The sequence below is a fragment of the Nocardia sp. SYP-A9097 genome (genome assembly GCF_009649815.1).
Lineage (GTDB): Bacteria > Actinomycetota > Actinomycetes > Mycobacteriales > Mycobacteriaceae > Nocardia.
The window spans coordinates 69,977-86,057 of the sequence record NZ_WJIC01000020.1 but is presented as its reverse complement, the minus strand read 5'-3'; the positions used below and the strand labels follow the sequence as shown (position 1 = coordinate 86,057).

Here is a 16,081-nt window from a genome sequence, read left to right as displayed (position 1 = left end):
ACGAGAATGCCTCTCGCATGCGGGCTTTGATCGTTTTGCGGAGTCGCAGCCGGAGTGTGGCGCGCGTCACGCTAGGGTGAACCCATGGCTTACCTGGTTACCGGGGCAACTGGGTTCATCGGTCGGTTCTTGGTTCCCGAGTTGTTGAAACGCGGTGCGGACATCCACGTGCTGGTGCGCCCCGGCGAGGACTCCGTACTGCGCTTCAACCGCTGCCTGCGCGGCTGGAACGCCGGCGACCGGGTGCGCGCCGTACGCGGCGACCTCAACGCACCCGGCGTCGGCGTCGACCCCAGCTGGATTGCGGCGCACCGGGGTTCGATCGAACACGTCTTCCACCTCGCCGGCGGACTCGACGCCATCGCACCCGGCGGCGGCACCCGGCGCGTCACCGACCTCGCCGCACAGCTGGAAGCGGGACTACTGCACCATATTTCGACGGTGCAGATCGCGGGCGACCGTGAGCAGGTATTCACCGAGGACATGCTCGAGGTCGGACAATTCCTCGCCCGGCCCTACCAGCGCGCCATGCTCGAGGCCGAACACGCCGTCCGCGATCAGGACAGGGTGCCGTGGCGGATCTACCGGCCCTCGATCGTCATCGGCGACTCGCACACCGGGGAAATCGACCGCATCGACGGGCCGTATTACTTCTTCCGGATACTGCGCATGGCCGCGCAACTGCCGCGCATACTGCCGGTGGTCGCACCGAAACTGGGCGATACCAATATGGTTCCCGTCGACTACGTGGTGCGGGCGCTCGACCACATCGCGCATCGGCCGGGCGGCGGGGGAACGACCTACCACCTCACCGACCCGCGCGAACAGAGCGTCGCCGAGGTGTTCAACCTCTTCGCCGACGAGGCCGGCGCGCCGCACCTCATGGAGGTCATGCCGAAACAAACCCTCGACATGACCCTGCGCGTGCCCGGAATGGGCTGGGCGCTACGGCAAGTCGGGGTCCCCATGGACGTCATCGAACACAGCCAATTCACCTGCCACTTCGACTCACGGCAGACACAGGCCGCCCTGGCCGGAACCGATATCAAGGTCCCGCCCCTGGTCGGCTACGCCTCGATCATCTGGAAATACTGGATCGAGAACTGGGTCTGAGCGGTTCAGGGCGTCGCGCTGTCCTGATGATCCGATAGCTCGGCGCGCTCGGGCCGCCCGTAATCCCAACCCACCCAGCGGTTTCGGTTGGTCCAGCCGACCAGGTCGTAGCGCCAGCGGAACGGCCAGGTGCGGGCCACGGTCATGAACAGCACGCCGCCCAATGCGGTGTAGTCGTCATGCGCCGACAGCAGCGCCTTCTGCTGGCGCGGCGAGGCGGTGAAGAACGCGTCGAACATGGAGATCGACTGCTCGGTGGTCAACCGGCCGAGCCCGTACACCCCGCGCATGCGCATCCAATAGACCAGCCGCGCCTGCCGCGGCCACAGCGCCGCGATCGGATCCGCGCCCCGCTGAACGGCTTCCACCGCGGTATCCACCAGCGCCAGCGAATCCGCCACGCTGTACCCAGTGCACGGATGCATCATCCCGCCCCGCGATCCGAACGGAACCGACTGCCCGCGACCGGCTTTCGGCGGCGCGTCGTCGAGCGGATAGTGCGCGGCCTCGGTCGGCTCGTCCCCGGTGAGCCGAATCCCGTGCCGCTCCAGCCGATGTAGCGTCCGCCGCCGCAACTCGTGCTGCGGCATCCCGCCCCGCAATCCGAGACTGGTCTCCTCGAAAACCACCGTCCCGTCCCCGAGCGGCATGGCGTACAGGAACGACGGCGGCTCATCGGCCCCCGCACCGTTCTCATCCCGCCAATCCAGCAGCAGCCCCTCGCCCGGCGTCACCATCGGCGCGGCGACCTCTTCCCGTACGAAGATCCCATGCGCCGCCGCCACCCTGCGCTGCCCCGGCGAAACCTGCCCGCGGGTATCGAAAACCACCGCGGCCCGAATCTCGGTGCCATCGGCCAACTCGACCCGATGCGCCTCGACAACCTTGGCCCGCCCCACGACGACCGTCGCATCATCGAGCGCCAGCGCCGCCTTCAATCCCGGCTTGGACAGCACGCAATACGGCCGATCGATCCGATGCTCCCCTTTGGTCCACACCACGGGCTTGTCCACCCGACTGGCAATCACACTCGCCGGCAACCACTCCGGCAGCTCATCGATCCAGCACGAGTAGGTCGGCGGCCACACCCGCTCCGGCCGCGGATCCACCGCCACCACCCGCAACCCGGCAGTCATCGCCCGATGCGCAAGCGCCTGCCCCGTGGGCCCCAACCCCACGACGCAAACATCCGCCACCCCACCAACTACCCGGCCACTCATACTTCGCATTCAAACAGCCCCGCCCCCGCCCCACCAGCATCCACCCGACTTCGCACCCCCACGGGCGCTCGGGCGTGTCCCGTGCCCGCTTCGCTGGAACAGGCAATTCTGCTGGGGGACAGCAGAATTGCCGGATTCGAGGCTACTTCGGGGTGACCCAGGTGGTGATGTCGGCGTGGACCACCTCGACGCCGGACTTGTCGTAGATGGCGACCGGGACGATCAGGTTCTGCCCTTCGGTGATCGTCGCGAAGTCGGGCAGCTCGGGGAGTTCGGCCACCGCGCGGAGGCCGGAGTTGGCCTTGGCCAGGTACCGCACATTCATGGCCTTGGGGATCCAGCGGTGGGTGTCGGGGACGGTGGCCTCCGAGAGCATGCCCATGGCCACCTCGGCGAGGTTGCAGGCGGCGATGGCATGGAAGGTGCTCAGGTGGTTGTGGATGCCGAACCATTTGGGGGCGGTGACCTCGCAGAGGCCGGGTTCCAGGCGCACCACGGTGGGCAGGACCGTGCCGAAATAGGGGACGCGCGCGACCATGCCGAGGGAGAACAGGGTGTGGCCTAGTCGGTTGTCCGGCAGCTTCTTCCAGCCGCGGTAGGTAGCGGTCTCTTTCGTCATGCCGCGTATCTTACTCAGAAGTAAGTTATCCGGAAGGGTTGCCGTTGCGACCGGCTCGAACGGAAAACCGAGCAATTGCTTGGTAAGTTGAACCGCTGCGTGAAGGGCGCGGCTGGAGCCGGTGCCATTTCACCGGTTTCGTCGGGGGAATGGAGCTCGAAAAATCATGCGTATCAAGACCGTTGCGGCCTCGCTGGGTATCGCGCTGGCCGGTGCGGCTGTCCTGGCCACTGTCGGGGCGGGGTCGGCTGCTGCTGTCCGGCCGATCATCGAACCGGGCCAGGGGGTTTACCTCGGCCTGGAATTCGATCAGGCCGAGACCGTGGCCCTGGGTAACAGCGCCGTTCCCGGCCTGTTGACCCAATTCCTGCCGCTGGACCAGACCGGGTTCGTCATGGACCCCGATTCCCGACTGCCCCAGGATGACGGCTATCTGTACGCCACCCCCGGCGCGGTGGTCAACGAGGCCGCGGCCGTCGGCGGCCGGGTCACCCTCGCCATCGTGAATCCCGCCCAGGCCGAGGGCTATCAGTACCTGATCGTGCAGCGACTACCCTGATTCGGGCACGGCGGGCGTCGTCACGGCGCCCGTCGTTTCGGTCCCTGCGGCGCGCCCGGGCGGCGACACCCCGGAGTTGAAAGCTCGCTCGCGGCGGCGGTTGTGACCTGCCCCGTCGCGATTTCGGGGGACAGAGGGGCCGATTTGAAGTCCCCCATAGCCGTGGGGCATACTGTTCAGGTTGCCCGCACCGGGTTGTGCTCTCTTTCGGGAAAGTCGCAGGTGGCGGGTGAGTAGGACCCACTCTTGTGCCCCGCCGTTTACCGGCGCGGGTGCTTCCGGGACAAGGTTCCAAGGCTCAGAGATGACTCGGGCCGAAGAATGAGCGGATGGGCGACACGCCCGACCGCGTGGACCGGATAGAACCATGACAGATGAACAGCGGCGATGGATGCGGGCCCACGGGCCCGCTGGTGTGGTGGCTGATGCGTCTTCGTGTGTTCGGGCTGTGCAAATGAGGGTGTTTCGAGAGCGAAAGCTCTCGGGGCACAAACGTTAAGCGGAGAAAAGGACACTCAGCGTGGCGGGACAGAAGATCCGCATCAGGCTCAAGGCCTACGACCATGAGGCGATCGACGCGTCTGCGCGCAAGATCGTTGAGACGGTGACCCGTACGGGTGCCCGCGTCGTTGGCCCGGTGCCGTTGCCCACCGAAAAGAACATCTACTGCGTCATCCGTTCGCCGCACAAGTACAAGGACTCGCGCGAGCATTTCGAGATGCGTACGCACAAGCGGCTGATCGACATTCTCGACCCGACGCCGAAGACGGTTGACGCGCTTATGCGCATCGACCTCCCGGCCAGTGTCGACGTCAACATTCAGTGACGGGGATTCCAGATATGACTGACAACAAGAGCAGGCCGGCTGCCGGCATCCTGGGAACCAAGCTCGGTATGACCCAGGTCTTCGACGAGAAGAACCGCGTTGTTCCGGTGACCGTCGTCAAGGCCGGTCCGAACGTCGTGACCCAGATCCGCACCGCAGAGCGCGATGGCTACGCAGCCATCCAGATCGCTTACGGCGCCATCGATCCGCGCAAGGTGAACAAGCCGGTTTCCGGCCAGTTCGCCAAGGCCGGTGTCACCCCTCGCCGCCACATCACGGAGATCCGCGTCGCTGACGTGGCTTCCTTCGAGGTCGGCCAGGAGATCGGCGCGGAGGCCTTCGCAGAAGGCAGCTTCGTCGACGTGACGGGCACGTCCAAGGGCAAGGGCTTCGCGGGCACCATGAAGCGTCACGGCTTCAAGGGCCAGGGCGCCTCGCACGGCGCGCAGGCTGTGCACCGTCGTCCGGGTTCCATCGGTGGTTGCTCCACCCCGGGCCGCGTGTTCAAGGGCATGCGTATGTCCGGCCGGATGGGTAGCGACCGCGTGACCACGCAGAACCTCACGGTCCACAAGGTGGATGCCGAGAACGGTCTGCTGCTGATCAAGGGTGCGATCCCGGGCCGTCGCGGCCACGTCGTGATCGTCAAGAGTGCAGTGAAGGGTGGTGCCCGGGCATGAGCACCGAGACCAAGACCAACCTGACGCTCACGGTCAAGGCCGCTGGCGGCAAGACCGAGGGCACCGTCGAGCTCCCCGCGGAGATCTTCGACGTAACCGCCAACATCTCGCTGATGCACCAGGTTGTCGTGGCCCAGCTGGCCGCGGCTCGCCAGGGCACGCATGCGACCAAGACCCGCGGTGAAGTCCGTGGTGGTGGGCGTAAGCCTTACCGCCAGAAGGGCACCGGCCGCGCGCGCCAGGGTTCGACCCGTGCGCCGCAGTTCGCCGGCGGTGGCACCGTCCACGGCCCGCAGCCGCGTGACTACACCCAGCGCCTGCCCAAGAAGATGAAGGTCGCCGCATTGCGTGGCGCTCTGTCGGACCGGGCTCGCAACGAACGCATCCATGTGATCACCGAACTGGTCCCGGGTCAGACCCCGTCGACCAAGGTCGCCAAGAACTTCCTTGCCGAGCTCTCGACTCGCAAGCAGCTCCTGGTGGTCGTCGGTCGCGAGGACATCGCCACGTGGAAGAGCGTCGCGAACCTGCAGAACGTGCACCCGATCGCTCCCGATCAGCTGAACACCTATGACGTGCTGAAGGCCGATGAGGTCATCTTCTCCGTCGAGGCGCTCAACGCCTTCGTGCACGGCCCTGCCGAAGCTGCACAGGAGGAGAGCAAGTGACCACGATCGCCGACCCCCGCGACATTCTGCTGGCGCCGGTCATCTCCGAGAAGTCCTATGGACTGATCGAAGAGGGTACCTACACCTTCATCGTGCACCCGGACTCCAACAAGACGCAGATCAAAATTGCCGTCGAGAAGGTCTTCGGCGTCACGGTGACCAGCGTCAACACCGCTAACCGTCAGGGCAAGCGCAAGCGGACCCGCGCCGGTTACGGCAAGCGCAAGAACACCAAGCGCGCGCTCGTGACCCTCTCGGCCGACAGCAAGCCCATCGAGATCTTCGGAGGCCCGGTCGCGTAGCGGCGGGGACTTCAGAAAGTAGAGAAGAACTCATGGCAATCCGTAAATACAAGCCGACTACCCCGGGTCGTCGTGGCGCCTCGGTCTCGGACTTCGCCGAGATCACCCGCACCACCCCCGAGAAGTCGCTGCTGCGTCCGCTCACCAAGACCGGTGGTCGTAACGCTCAGGGTCGCATCACCACCCGTCACAAGGGTGGTGGCCACAAGCGTGCCTACCGCGTGATCGACTTCCGCCGCCTCGACAAGGACGGTATCCCGGCCAAGGTCGCTCACATCGAGTACGACCCGAACCGCACCGCCAACATCGCGCTGCTGCACTTCGCCGATGGCGAGAAGCGCTACATCATCGCGCCCAAGGGCATTGCCCAGGGCACGAAGATCGAGTCCGGCACCGGTGCCGATATCAAGCCCGGCAACAACCTGCCGCTGCGCTCGATCCCGACCGGTACCACCATCCACGCGGTGGAGCTGCGTCCGGGTGGCGGTGCCAAGCTGGCTCGCGCCGCCGGTATCAGCATCCAGCTGCTGGGTAAGGAAGGCGCCTACGCCGTCCTGCGTATGCCGTCGGGTGAAATCCGTCGTGTCGATGTGCGCTGCCGCGCCACCATCGGCGAGGTCGGTAACGCCGAGCAGTCGAACATCAACTGGGGCAAGGCCGGCCGTATGCGGTGGAAGGGCGTTCGCCCGACCGTCCGTGGTGTGGTCATGAACCCGGTCGATCACCCGCACGGTGGTGGTGAAGGTAAGACTTCCGGTGGTCGCCACCCGGTCTCGCCGTGGGGCAAGCCCGAGGGCCGTACCCGTAAGCCCAACCGTCCCAGCGACAAGCTCATCGTCCGCCGCCGCGGCAAGAAGCGTTAAGGAGGAGGTTAAAGATGCCACGTAGCCTGAAGAAGGGCCCGTTCGTCGACGGACACCTCCTCAAGAAGGTGGACGTTCAGAACGAGAAGGGCACGAAGCAGGTCATCAAGACCTGGTCGCGTCGCTCCACCATCATTCCCGATTTCATCGGCCACACGTTCTCGGTGCACGACGGCCGTAAGCACGTACCGGTGTTCGTGTCGGAGAACATGGTTGGACACAAGCTCGGTGAATTCGCGCCGACTCGGACGTTCAAGAGCCACGTCAAGGAAGATCGGAAGAGCAAGCGGCGATGAGCACTGACACTCAGAATCAGACCGCACGCGCGACCGCCAAGCATGTCCGCGTGACGCCCATGAAGGCTCGTCGTGTTGTGGACCTGGTCCGCGGCAAGCGGGTCGAGGATGCGCTGAACATCCTGCGGTTCGCTCCGCAGGCCGCCAGCGAGCCGGTTGCGAAGGTTGTCGCCTCGGCGGCCGCCAACGCCGAGAACAACCTCGGCCTCAACCCGGCGACCCTGGTCATCTCGACGGCGTTTGTCGACGAGGGCGCGACCATGAAGCGTTTCCAGCCGCGTGCCCAGGGCCGTGCGTTCCGGATTCGTAAGCGCACCAGCCACATCACCATCGAGGTCGAGAGCGTGCCCAGTGCCGGCGCTGCCACTCGTAGCCGCCGGAAGGGAGGGGCGAAGTAAATGGGACAGAAGATCAATCCCCACGGCTTCCGCCTCGGCATCACCACCGACTGGAAGTCGCGCTGGTACGCCGACAAGCAGTACAAGGAATACGTCGGAGAAGACGTCAAGATCCGCAAGCTCCTCTCCACCGGTATGGAGCGCGCGGGCATCTCGAAGGTCGAGATCGAGCGCACCCGTGATCGCGTCCGTGTGGATATCCACACCGCGCGTCCGGGTATCGTGATCGGCCGTCGTGGCGCGGAGGCCGACCGCATCCGTGCCGAGCTGGAGAAGCTCACCGGCAAGCAGGTGCAGCTGAACATCCTCGAGGTCAAGAACCCCGAATCGGATGCGCAGCTCGTTGCCCAGGGTGTGGCCGAGCAGCTGTCGAACCGTGTGGCGTTCCGTCGTGCGATGCGTAAGGCCATTCAGTCGGCCATGCGTTCGCCGAACGTCAAGGGCATCCGCGTGCAGTGCTCGGGCCGCCTCGGTGGCGCCGAAATGTCGCGCTCGGAGTTCTACCGTGAAGGCCGTGTGCCGCTGCACACCCTTCGTGCGGACATCGACTACGGCCTGTACGAGGCCCGCACCACCTTCGGCCGTATCGGCGTGAAGGTGTGGATCTACAAGGGCGACATCGTCGGTGGCAAGCGTGAGGTCACCGCGACCGCAGCGCCGGCCGGTGACCGTGATCGCCCGCGTCGTGAGCGGCCGAGCCGCCCGCGTCGTTCGGGTGCCCAGGGCACAACCGCGACCAGCACTGAGGCCGGGCGGGCCGCGACTGCGGTCGCCGATGCTCCGGCTGAGACGACCCAGGAGGGCTGACCTATGTTGATGCCTCGCAAGGTCAAGCACCGTAAGCAGCATCACCCGAGCCGTTCGGGCATGTCCAAGGGCGGCACCGCGGTGACGTTCGGTGAGTACGGCATCCAGGCTCTGGAGCCGGCTTACGTGACCAACCGCCAGATCGAGTCGGCGCGTATCGCGATGACTCGCCACATCAAGCGTGGCGGCAAGATCTGGATCAACATCTACCCCGATCGCCCGCTCACCAAGAAGCCGGCCGAAACCCGCATGGGTTCCGGTAAGGGTTCGCCGGAGTGGTGGATCGCGAACGTGAAGCCGGGACGGATCATGTTCGAGATGTCTTACCCGAGTGAGGAGACCGCTCGCGAGGCCCTGCGCCGCGCGATGCACAAGCTCCCCATGAAGTGCAGGATCGTGACGCGAGAGGAGCAGTTCTGATGGCTACCGGAACTCCGGCTGCAGAGCTGCGCGAGCTGACCGAAGAGGAGCTCGTCGCGAAACTGCGTGAAGGCAAGGAAGAGCTGTTCAACCTGCGCTTCCAGATGGCGACCGGTCAGCTGACCAACAATCGCCGCCTGCGTGTGGTCCGCCACGAGATCGCACGCATCTACACGGTCATGCGGGAGCGCGAGCTCGGCCTGGCCTCCGGTCCTGAAGGCAAGGGAGACGCCGCATGAGCGACGTAAAGGGCCCGGCCAAGACGCCGGCCAAGCAGGAGGAACGCGGTCAGCGCAAGGTGCGCAAGGGCTACGTTGTCTCCGACAAGATGACCAAGACCATCGTGGTCGAGCTGGAGAATCGCGTGAAGCACAAGCTTTACGGCAAGATCATCCGCACCACCTCGAAGGTCAAGGCGCACGACGAGGACGAGATCGCCGGTATCGGTGACCTCGTGCAGCTGATGGAGACCCGTCCGCTGTCCGCCACCAAGCGCTGGCGTCTGGTCGAGGTGCTGGAGAAGGCCAAGTAAGGTCCTCTTCGACTCGACGGAAGTCGAAATACGAAGGCCCGCTTCCCATTTGGGAAGCGGGCCTTCGTCAATTCCTGGTCGGGGCGAGCGTCGGCGGCGCGGCGTAGAGCGCCTGGGCGCGAGCAAGATCGAGAGTCGCGTCCACGGGCAGGAAGTAGTCGGTCTGCCAGGACTGGGCTTTTTCGGCTTGCCGGTTGGCGGGGGTTACCCAGGGTGGGTAGACGCGGAAGGCTCGTTTGCCTGGGTGGTCCGGGGTTGAGACGACGCCGTGGTGGGCGAGTATCGCTGTGGGGAAGACGAATTGGCCGAAGTTGTGGGCGTCGCGGGTGCTGATTACGAAGAGGTCGATCGGGTCGGTGGTGTCGAAGGGGGCGATGGGGCCGCCGCCGGGTGGGCGCTTCCATACCGTGACGAATTGGCCCGGCTTGGTGGGGGTGATCTTCGCGGTGCGGAAGCGGACGGTTCGGTCGTCGAGGGTGAACTCGTGTGCGCCGTAGTCGGAGCTCTCCGGCTCGGGGATGGGTGCCGAATAGGCGAAACCGCATGGGGCGTAGACGAGTTCCGCGGTCAGCGTGAAGTCCGCGGCGAAGGTGGTCAGAGGGGGCCCATGTCCGCGGATAGCCAGTGTTCGGGGCGCATGTAGACGGCTACCTGCACGCCGATGGGTTCGGCGTATTTCAGGTAGCGGGTGACCTGGTCGGGGGTGAGGTAGCGAGAGGCCATCTCCAGGTGCATTTCGTCGGACATGGGGCCGATGCGGGTGACCGGGCCTTCGACCGTGACATAGCGGACGGTGGGTTCGAGGACCTGGGCCATGATGCTGAAACGACCGGATTCCTTCAGTAGCTGCATCTTCTGCGAGTCCGGACTTGTGATGATCCACAGTTCGCCGCCGGGGGAGTACTGGTACCAGATGGGCACACTCAGGGGTGCGCGGCCCGCCTTGTTCACGGCGAGGGCCCCGATATGCGGCTGGGCGAGGAAACTCTGTCTTTCTTCCAACGGGAGTGGCATGGGTCCACGTTAGCGTGCGGGTATGACAGAGCCGCAGAAGAATTCGCACCGGTTTGTCTGCTTTATGGCTTATGCACAGTAGGTCGAGATTTCCAGTGGGGCGGGAGCCGCCGGGCGTATGGTGAAAAGGCAATGACGCACCCTGTTCGATTACCAAAGTGCCGCGCGCAGTTGGTATTTCGTGCGCGGAGGATGTCAGGTCTGTCATGGCGTTCATACCTTCTGGCGTTTACTCGATCAGCCGCCCCATCGATCAGCTCATTACTTTCCTCGATGGCATGGAGAAGGGTGCGCCCGCTCTCCTGCTGCCGCCGACCGGGCAACCCGGTTAGCAGGAGTGGGTGGTGGATGTGCTCACCAATGGCAATATCACCCTGCGTAACCTGCGGAATCAGCAGTATCTCGGCTACGAGACGGATCCGCAATTGAACATGCATGTCGGTAGTTTCCCGGAGGCCAGGGAATGGTCGATCTATCCGAGCGCGCAACCGTTCACCTTCCATATCGTGGTGCCGGGTGGTCCGATCGACGGGATCGAATTGGCGCTGGACAACAGTCTGTTGCGCATCTTCCCGCCGCGCCTGGCCTTGCGTCCGCTGGAAGTGTCTGTGGTACAACAGGCTTGGCGGTTCCAATTTCACGAGTGATCCCGCGCCGGTGATCGACGTCCGAAGGCCCGCTTCCGATCGGAAGCGGGCCTTCGGTGGCTATTCAACACGCGGAGCGCAATATTGCGTTCGGCGTTTCGCGAGCTGGGGCGTATTACATACCGCGTGTTCTTGTATGGGATTTGCCGCATTGCTACTCTCGGCGAAGTGCCCGCTACCGGGTACAGATCCTCGGGCGCGATCGGTGAGTGAATGCTCGATAACGTGGTTCGTATTGCGATAGTCGGAATGGGACCTCGCGGTCTGAATGTCTTCGAACGTATTTGCGCGAATGCCAGACAGCTCGGTAATTGCGCGGGCGTCGAACTGATTCTCATAGACTCGAAAAGGGTTGGTACGGGCGCGGTCTGGCGCACCGATCAACCGAATCAGCTGCTGATGAACACGGTCGCCGAGCAGGTCACCATCTTCACCGACGACACGGTGGAGATGGCCGGCCCGGTGGATCGAGGGCCCAGTTTGTACGAATGGTCTAATTTTTTGGCCAAGATAGGGAATTTCGCCGGACTCCCCTCGGGCGCATATCGCGAAGCCCTGCGCATCCGCGCCGACACCTATCCGCCACGCTACTTCTACGGCCACTATCTGCGCTGGGCATTCGAGCGAACCCGCGACCGCTATGCCGAATGGGCGCATACTCGCGAAATTGTCGCTACCGCAACCGATCTGTGGGACGGCCCGGGCGGCTTGCAGGAACTCGAACTCAGCACCGGTGAACGCCTGCGCGGCCTGCACGCGGTGGTGCTCGCCCAGGGGCACCTGGGGGAGGAGCCGCCGGAAGAGCCCGGCTCCCTACCGGATTCGGCGCGCGGCCTCGGCCTCGGCTATGTGGCCCCCGCCAATGCCGCCGATATCGATACCGATCGCATACCCGAGCGCGAACCGGTGCTCATCCGCGGTCTCGGCCTCACCTTCTTCGACTATCTGGCCCTGCTCACCGTCGGGCGCGGCGGCTGTTTCAAGGAGTCCGACGCGGGCCTGGAGTACGTGCCGTCCGGACATGAGCCCGCGATCATGGCGGGCTGCCGCCGCGGCATCCCGCATCACGCCCGTGGCGAGAATCAGAAGGGTGTGGACGGCCGATACTCGCCGATGCTGCTGACCCCCGAGCGCATTGCCCGATTGCGCAGTCGCTCACGGAAATTCGGTGATGTCTCGTTCCGGCACGATGTGTGGCCGCTGATCGCCCGCGAGGTGGAATCGGTCTACTATTCGGCGTTGCTGACCGAGCGGCTCAGCCCGCAGCGGCTGGAGTCCTTCCGCGACCGCTATCTCGGCGTGACGGCCGCATCGGACACCGCGGAGTTGTTGCAGCGCTTCCATATTCGTGCGGACGAGCAGTGGGATTGGTCCACCCTGGTGGATCCCACCGGCGGCCGGAATTTCACCGATCGACAGGATTTCCACGACTGGCTGCTCGCCTACCTGGACTCCGATGTGCGTGAGGCCCGCCTGGGCAATGTGCGCGGCCCGGTGAAGTCGGCCCTGGATGTATTGCGGGACTTGCGCAACGAGATCCGGCTCGTCGTCGATCACGGCGGTATCGCGGGGTCGTCGTATCGGGACGATCTGGACCGTTGGTACACCCCCATGAACGCGTTCCTCTCGATCGGCCCGCCCGCCAGTCGAATCGCCGAGCTGGCGGCGCTGATCCGGGCGGGTGTGGTGCAGGTCGTCGGCCCCGGAATGCGGGTGCGCGTGGATACCGTTCGCCGCCTGTTCTCGGCGGAGTCGCCGCAGGTCGGGGGTTCGCAGGTGCGTGGCCGCCACCTGGTCGACGCCTGGCTGCCCGCCCCGGATCTGCGTCGTACGGCGGATCCGCTGCTGCGTAATCTGCTGGGCCGCAAGGATGTCAGCGGTTTCACCATGGGTTCGCCGGATGGCAGTGACTATCGCACCGGCGGTCTGGCGCTGGCTCCCAATACCCATCATCTGGTGGACGGCGAGGGTCGAATCCATCAGCGCCGCTATGCCTTCGGTGTTCCCACTGAATCGGTGCGCTGGGTGACGGCGGCGGGCCCGCGTCCCGGCGTGAATTCGGTGACGCTGGCGGACGGCGACGGTATCGCCCGCGAGATCCTCACCACGCACCGCTACGAGCGGTCCGCGAATTCTCTTGAAAGGCAAGATGATATGGCGATCGAATACGGTCTGCTATCCCCGGTGGGGGTGGGTGCGCCGGTGGAATCACTGCTCGGTGACGATGCCTGGATCGAGGCCATGCTGGAGGTGGAGCTGGCGCTCGCCCGGGCGCAGGCGCGGCTCGATATTGTGCCCGGGACGGTGCCCGAGCAGATGGCGATAGCGGTGCGCGAGCACTCCTTCGATGCCCGGGAGATCGCGGAAGCCGCACGGGGAGCGGCGAATCCGGTGGTGTGCTTGGTGGAGCGGCTGCATCGCGCGGTCGCCGATATCGATCCGGTGAGCGCGAACTATGTGCACTACGGCTCCACCAGTCAGGACATTCTCGATACCGCGACCATGCTGATCGCGGCGCGGGTGTTGTCGGTGGTGATCTCGGATCTGAACGCGATTCTGGCTTCGCTGGCCGATCTCGCACGGCGGCACCGTAGTACGCCGATCGCGGGTCGCACCCTGGCCATGCAGGCGGTGCCGACGACGTTCGGTGCGAAGGTGGCGGTGTGGATGCAGGGCATTCTCGACGCGCGTGAGCGGTTGTGTCAGGTGCGGACCGGGCTGCCGGTGCAATTAGGCGGTGCGGCAGGCACTTTGGCGTCCTATATCGAGTGTGCCCGCTGTGCTGATTCGGAGCTGGCGGTCGCGCCGAGCGGTGAGATCATGGAGCGTTTGAGCGCGGGGTTCGCGGCCGAGTTGTCGCTGACGGTAAGCGCCACGCCGTGGCATTCGGTGCGCACCCCCATTGCCGATCTGGCGTCCGCGCTGGCGCTCACCTCGGGTGTGCTGGGCAAGATGGCGGTGGATGTGATCTCGCAGTCCCGTACCGAGATCGCGGAGCTCTTCGAACCCGCGGCTGCGGGTCGCGGCGAATCCTCCGCCATGCCGCAGAAGCGAAACCCGGTGCTGAGCACCATGATTCGGGCGGCAGCGCTGCAAACCCCGGCGCTGGCGTCGACCCTGTTCGGTGCGTTGCTGGCCGAGGACGAGCGGCCCGCGGGTTCCTGGCATGCCGAGTGGCAGCCGTTGCGCGAATGCCTGCTGCTGGTGGGCGGCGCGGCGCATACGGCGGTGGAGTTGGCCGCCGGTCTCACCGCCGATGCCGATCGCATGACCGCGAATCTCACGCTCACCGAAGGCCAGATCGTCTCCGAGCGGCTCTCGATTCGGCTGGCCCCGCTGCTGGGTAAGCCGGTCGCGAAGAAAACCTTGCAATCGGCCTCGTACGAATCTCAGTCCACGGCGCGCCCACTCGCGGAGATCCTGGCCGAATCCCCGGATATAGCCCTGCATTTGAACAGACTCGAACTGAATGACCTGTTGCGCCCCGAAAACTATCTCGGCGCAGCCCCCGATCTGGTGGATCGAGTACTGCGCCGAATGTGAGGGTCCGGAACTACCAGCGTTTGCTGGGGCGGTTGGTGGCCGCGCGGCGTTCGGCTTCCTTGGCCTTGACGCGCTCGGCCTCCTTGCGGACCTCGGCGTAGTTCTCGCGTTCGCGCAGCAGCCACTCGGGCGGGTTGGCGATGAGGGCGTCGATGTCGGCGGTGGTCAGTGCGTCCTCGATGCCCGCGCGGCCCAGGCCGGAGTTGGAGATGCCGAGTTTGCGGGAGACCACATCGCGCGGGAAGGGGCCGTCTCGGTGCAGATCCTGCAGCCACTGCGGCGGATTGGTGCGCAGCTCTTCGAGTTGGGCGCGGGTGACGGGTGAGTTCCGGAACTCCTCGGGGGTTGCGGGGAGGTAGATGCCGAGTTTGGCGGCCGCGGTCAGCGGCTTCATGGTCTGGGGGTTCTTGTCCGGGCTCACCTGTCCAGGGTACGGGGCTGGGTGTGGGGAACCGGCCGCGCGGTGCGGTTACCCGGGTGGCGGTGCAATAACCTGGGTGGAATGAGCCGGTTCGAGTCGATCGATGTCACGCGTCTGCGCTGGTTTGCCGGGGTTGCGCAGGAGTTGCACTTCGCCCGGGCGGCGCAGGCGATGGGTATTTCCCGGCAGCGTTTGAGCCGGACGGTCATCGAGCTGGAGGAGGAGCTCGACACCAAGCTCTTCGTGCCGGGCGCGCAGCCGACGCAGCTCACGGCCGAGGGCGAGGAGCTGCTGGCGGCGGCGCGGGAGATTCTCGCGAATGTGGTGGAGGAGCCGCGGGTCGTCGTCGACGATGATGCGGAGCGGCTGCGGGTCGGATTCGTGCCGGGGGTGACGGTCACCAAATGGGAGCGCATCTGGCGTGAACGCTTCCCGGAGATTCCCCTCGAAATGCTGGCCGTGCCCATGCGTGAACAGGAGTCGGCGCTGCGTGAGGGCCGGGTCGATATGGCGTTCGTGCGCCTGCCGATCGATCGCGAGGGTTTGAGCGCGATTCCGCTCTACCGTGAACTGCCGGTGGTCGTGGTGTCGAAGGATCATCCGATCTCGGTGTTCGAGCAGGTGAGCACCCTCGAACTCGCCGATGAGCGGATGCAGGATGCCGCCGATCTGGATGACGCCGCCATGACCATGGAGATGGTGGCCGCGGTCGGTGGCGCGGCGATCGTGCCGCATTCCATTGCCCGTCTGCATTCGCGTAAGGATCTGGTCTACCGCACGGTCACCGATGTGCCGTCGACGGAGATTGTGCTGGCCTGGCCGGAGGATCGTACGACCGAGCTGGCGGAGGAGTTCGTCGGTGTGGTGCGGGGTCGTTCGGCGCGTAGCTCGCGTTCGCCGTCCGGGCAGGAGTCGAAGGAGCCGCAGGTCAAGGCGCAACCGCGCGCGGGTAAGAAGCAGCCCGCGGGTGGGAAGAAGCCGGCGGCCGCGAAACGTGGTGGGGCAGTGCAGAAGCCGCGTAAGGCGCGGGGCCGCTAGCGGTCGGGGTCGACCCGGGGATATTTCAGGGTCGATTCAGGGTTGCGCTATACGTATACGTCTACTTATAGTGATTGCAGGCAGCGAAGAGGCTGTCTGCCGATAGTCGTCAGCG

At 65.3% G+C, this 16,081-nt stretch carries 22 protein-coding genes; 17 read left to right on the top strand and 5 right to left on the bottom strand.

The window, feature by feature from the left end:
* Window positions 1–84: 84 nt before the first annotated feature.
* On the top strand, window positions 85–1,113 hold the full coding sequence (locus GFY24_RS30130; RefSeq protein WP_153808491.1) for an SDR family oxidoreductase: 1,029 nt from the start codon (window positions 85–87) through the stop codon (window positions 1,111–1,113).
* A gap of 5 nt (window positions 1,114–1,118) precedes the next feature.
* Here GFY24_RS30130 and GFY24_RS30125 read toward each other — a convergent pair whose 3' ends face one another.
* Both GFY24_RS30125 and GFY24_RS30120 read right to left on the bottom strand, forming a co-directional pair.
* The gene (locus tag GFY24_RS30125; protein ID WP_375336122.1) at window positions 1,119–2,249 is read right to left on the bottom strand and encodes a lycopene cyclase family protein; all 1,131 of its coding nucleotides are present in this window, start codon (window positions 2,247–2,249) and stop codon (window positions 1,119–1,121) included.
* A 226-nt stretch (window positions 2,250–2,475) separates the two neighbouring features.
* The gene (locus GFY24_RS30120) at window positions 2,476–2,952 is read right to left on the bottom strand and encodes a hotdog fold domain-containing protein (RefSeq protein WP_153808489.1); all 477 of its coding nucleotides are present in this window, start codon (window positions 2,950–2,952) and stop codon (window positions 2,476–2,478) included.
* Between the two features lie 166 nt (window positions 2,953–3,118).
* On the opposite strand from GFY24_RS30120, the gene GFY24_RS30115 reads away from it, so the two are divergent.
* The 12 genes from GFY24_RS30115 (at window position 3,119) to rpsQ (ending at window position 9,303) form a co-directional block, all read left to right on the top strand.
* Window positions 3,119–3,511, top strand: coding sequence for a hypothetical protein (locus GFY24_RS30115; protein WP_153808488.1), 393 nt, complete (start codon window positions 3,119–3,121; stop codon window positions 3,509–3,511).
* Between the two features lie 520 nt (window positions 3,512–4,031).
* Window positions 4,032–4,337: a 30S ribosomal protein S10 gene (gene rpsJ, locus GFY24_RS30110; protein ID WP_040804197.1), complete on the top strand. Its 306-nt coding sequence runs from the start codon at window positions 4,032–4,034 to the stop codon at window positions 4,335–4,337.
* Window positions 4,338–4,351: 14 nt separating this feature from the next.
* Window positions 4,352–5,017, top strand: a complete 666-nt coding sequence (rplC, locus tag GFY24_RS30105; protein WP_153808487.1) for a 50S ribosomal protein L3 — start codon at window positions 4,352–4,354, stop codon at window positions 5,015–5,017.
* Window positions 5,014–5,685: a 50S ribosomal protein L4 gene (rplD, locus tag GFY24_RS30100; protein WP_067571113.1), complete on the top strand. Its 672-nt coding sequence runs from the start codon at window positions 5,014–5,016 to the stop codon at window positions 5,683–5,685. Before rplC ends, rplD begins: the two co-directional genes overlap by 4 nt.
* Window positions 5,682–5,987: a 50S ribosomal protein L23 gene (rplW, locus tag GFY24_RS30095; RefSeq protein WP_309231514.1), complete on the top strand. Its 306-nt coding sequence runs from the start codon at window positions 5,682–5,684 to the stop codon at window positions 5,985–5,987. Before rplD ends, rplW begins: the two co-directional genes overlap by 4 nt.
* Before the next feature lie 32 nt (window positions 5,988–6,019).
* Window positions 6,020–6,850, top strand: coding sequence for a 50S ribosomal protein L2 (rplB, locus tag GFY24_RS30090; RefSeq protein WP_153808486.1), 831 nt, complete (start codon window positions 6,020–6,022; stop codon window positions 6,848–6,850).
* Between the two features lie 14 nt (window positions 6,851–6,864).
* Window positions 6,865–7,146, top strand: a complete 282-nt coding sequence (gene rpsS / locus GFY24_RS30085) for a 30S ribosomal protein S19 (protein WP_040804204.1) — start codon at window positions 6,865–6,867, stop codon at window positions 7,144–7,146.
* A complete protein-coding gene (gene rplV / locus GFY24_RS30080; RefSeq protein WP_153808485.1) occupies window positions 7,143–7,544 on the top strand; it encodes a 50S ribosomal protein L22 in 402 nt (133 codons plus the stop codon). The genes rpsS and rplV overlap by 4 nt, the downstream gene beginning before the upstream one ends.
* On the top strand, window positions 7,545–8,351 hold the full coding sequence (gene rpsC / locus GFY24_RS30075; protein ID WP_153808484.1) for a 30S ribosomal protein S3: 807 nt from the start codon (window positions 7,545–7,547) through the stop codon (window positions 8,349–8,351). It begins immediately after the preceding gene.
* 3 nt (window positions 8,352–8,354) lie between these two features.
* Complete coding sequence (rplP, locus tag GFY24_RS30070; protein WP_153808483.1) at window positions 8,355–8,771, top strand: 50S ribosomal protein L16; 417 nt, start codon at window positions 8,355–8,357, stop codon at window positions 8,769–8,771.
* Window positions 8,771–9,010, top strand: coding sequence for a 50S ribosomal protein L29 (rpmC, locus tag GFY24_RS30065; RefSeq protein WP_067571125.1), 240 nt, complete (start codon window positions 8,771–8,773; stop codon window positions 9,008–9,010). Before rplP ends, rpmC begins: the two co-directional genes overlap by 1 nt.
* Window positions 9,007–9,303: a 30S ribosomal protein S17 gene (gene rpsQ / locus GFY24_RS30060; RefSeq protein ID WP_153808482.1), complete on the top strand. Its 297-nt coding sequence runs from the start codon at window positions 9,007–9,009 to the stop codon at window positions 9,301–9,303. The genes rpmC and rpsQ overlap by 4 nt, the downstream gene beginning before the upstream one ends.
* Window positions 9,304–9,370: 67 nt before the next feature.
* On the opposite strand, the gene GFY24_RS30055 is transcribed toward rpsQ, so the two are convergent.
* On the bottom strand, window positions 9,371–9,823 hold the full coding sequence (locus tag GFY24_RS30055; RefSeq protein ID WP_309231522.1) for a MepB family protein: 453 nt from the start codon (window positions 9,821–9,823) through the stop codon (window positions 9,371–9,373).
* A gap of 74 nt (window positions 9,824–9,897) precedes the next feature.
* On the bottom strand, window positions 9,898–10,317 hold the full coding sequence (locus tag GFY24_RS30050; protein WP_153808481.1) for a pyridoxamine 5'-phosphate oxidase family protein: 420 nt from the start codon (window positions 10,315–10,317) through the stop codon (window positions 9,898–9,900).
* A gap of 206 nt (window positions 10,318–10,523) precedes the next feature.
* Between GFY24_RS30050 and GFY24_RS43100 the strand changes: the two genes are divergently transcribed.
* The 3 genes from GFY24_RS43100 (at window position 10,524) to GFY24_RS42360 (ending at window position 14,507) form a co-directional block, all read left to right on the top strand.
* A complete protein-coding gene (locus GFY24_RS43100; protein ID WP_255458752.1) occupies window positions 10,524–10,649 on the top strand; it encodes a hypothetical protein in 126 nt (41 codons plus the stop codon).
* Between the two features lie 12 nt (window positions 10,650–10,661).
* The gene (locus GFY24_RS30045) at window positions 10,662–10,964 is read left to right on the top strand and encodes a hypothetical protein (protein WP_153808480.1); all 303 of its coding nucleotides are present in this window, start codon (window positions 10,662–10,664) and stop codon (window positions 10,962–10,964) included.
* Window positions 10,965–11,213: 249 nt separating this feature from the next.
* On the top strand, window positions 11,214–14,507 hold the full coding sequence (locus GFY24_RS42360; RefSeq protein ID WP_255458751.1) for a 3-carboxy-cis,cis-muconate cycloisomerase family FAD/NAD(P)-binding protein: 3,294 nt from the start codon (window positions 11,214–11,216) through the stop codon (window positions 14,505–14,507).
* A gap of 10 nt (window positions 14,508–14,517) precedes the next feature.
* On the opposite strand, the gene GFY24_RS30030 is transcribed toward GFY24_RS42360, so the two are convergent.
* Complete coding sequence (locus GFY24_RS30030) at window positions 14,518–14,928, bottom strand: DUF5997 family protein (RefSeq protein ID WP_309231513.1); 411 nt, start codon at window positions 14,926–14,928, stop codon at window positions 14,518–14,520.
* Between the two features lie 81 nt (window positions 14,929–15,009).
* Between GFY24_RS30030 and GFY24_RS30025 the strand changes: the two genes are divergently transcribed.
* A complete protein-coding gene (locus GFY24_RS30025; protein ID WP_153808479.1) occupies window positions 15,010–15,966 on the top strand; it encodes a LysR family transcriptional regulator in 957 nt (318 codons plus the stop codon).
* The last annotated feature ends 115 nt before the right edge of the window (window positions 15,967–16,081 follow it).

Coding starts and splice junctions, on each gene's coding strand:
- GFY24_RS30130 (WP_153808491.1), top strand. CDS start 85: ATGGCTTACCTGGTTACCGGGGCAACTGGGTTCATCGGTCGGTTCTTG.
- GFY24_RS30125 (WP_375336122.1), bottom strand. CDS start 2,249: ATGACTGCCGGGTTGCGGGTGGTGGCGGTGGATCCGCGGCCGGAGCGG.
- GFY24_RS30120 (WP_153808489.1), bottom strand. CDS start 2,952: ATGACGAAAGAGACCGCTACCTACCGCGGCTGGAAGAAGCTGCCGGAC.
- GFY24_RS30115 (WP_153808488.1), top strand. CDS start 3,119: ATGCGTATCAAGACCGTTGCGGCCTCGCTGGGTATCGCGCTGGCCGGT.
- rplC (WP_153808487.1), top strand. CDS start 4,352: ATGACTGACAACAAGAGCAGGCCGGCTGCCGGCATCCTGGGAACCAAG.
- rplD (WP_067571113.1), top strand. CDS start 5,014: ATGAGCACCGAGACCAAGACCAACCTGACGCTCACGGTCAAGGCCGCT.
- rplB (WP_153808486.1), top strand. CDS start 6,020: ATGGCAATCCGTAAATACAAGCCGACTACCCCGGGTCGTCGTGGCGCC.
- rpsS (WP_040804204.1), top strand. CDS start 6,865: ATGCCACGTAGCCTGAAGAAGGGCCCGTTCGTCGACGGACACCTCCTC.
- rplV (WP_153808485.1), top strand. CDS start 7,143: ATGAGCACTGACACTCAGAATCAGACCGCACGCGCGACCGCCAAGCAT.
- rpsC (WP_153808484.1), top strand. CDS start 7,545: ATGGGACAGAAGATCAATCCCCACGGCTTCCGCCTCGGCATCACCACC.
- rplP (WP_153808483.1), top strand. CDS start 8,355: ATGTTGATGCCTCGCAAGGTCAAGCACCGTAAGCAGCATCACCCGAGC.
- rpmC (WP_067571125.1), top strand. CDS start 8,771: ATGGCTACCGGAACTCCGGCTGCAGAGCTGCGCGAGCTGACCGAAGAG.
- rpsQ (WP_153808482.1), top strand. CDS start 9,007: ATGAGCGACGTAAAGGGCCCGGCCAAGACGCCGGCCAAGCAGGAGGAA.
- GFY24_RS30050 (WP_153808481.1), bottom strand. CDS start 10,317: ATGCCACTCCCGTTGGAAGAAAGACAGAGTTTCCTCGCCCAGCCGCAT.
- GFY24_RS43100 (WP_255458752.1), top strand. CDS start 10,524: ATGGCGTTCATACCTTCTGGCGTTTACTCGATCAGCCGCCCCATCGAT.
- GFY24_RS42360 (WP_255458751.1), top strand. CDS start 11,214: ATGGGACCTCGCGGTCTGAATGTCTTCGAACGTATTTGCGCGAATGCC.
- GFY24_RS30025 (WP_153808479.1), top strand. CDS start 15,010: ATGAGCCGGTTCGAGTCGATCGATGTCACGCGTCTGCGCTGGTTTGCC.